1 protein-coding gene is annotated in these 333 nt (G+C 60.4%); it reads left to right on the top strand.

Annotation, left to right across the window (positions count from 1 at the left end; all coding sequences use genetic code 11):
• The coding region (locus XcyCFBP4188_RS22380; RefSeq protein ID WP_146094093.1) for an IS1595 family transposase at positions 1–333 on the top strand (333 nt) is incomplete at both ends.

Raw genomic sequence — 333 nt, forward strand, 5'->3', positions numbered from 1 at the left:
CGGGGTGCTGCGATCTACTACCAATGCAGCGCGTGCCGGCATCAGACCAGCCTGATTGCAGGCACGATGTTCGAAGGCACCAAGCTGCCGCTGCGCACCTGGATGCTGGCGTTGCACCTGCTGACCTCGACCAAAACCAACATGGCCGCGCTGGAGTTGATGCGGCATCTGGGCGTCAACTATAAGACGGCCTGGCGGATGAAACACAAGATCATGCAGGTTATGGCCGAGCGCGAATCCATGCGGAAACTGGCGGGTTTCGTGCAGATCGACGATGCCTATCTCGGCGGCGAGCGTAACGGTGGCAAGGCCGGACGCGGATCGGAGAACAAA

Origin of the sequence: Xanthomonas hortorum pv. cynarae (assembly GCF_002939985.1) — a bacterium.
Taxonomy (GTDB): domain Bacteria; phylum Pseudomonadota; class Gammaproteobacteria; order Xanthomonadales; family Xanthomonadaceae; genus Xanthomonas; species Xanthomonas hortorum_D.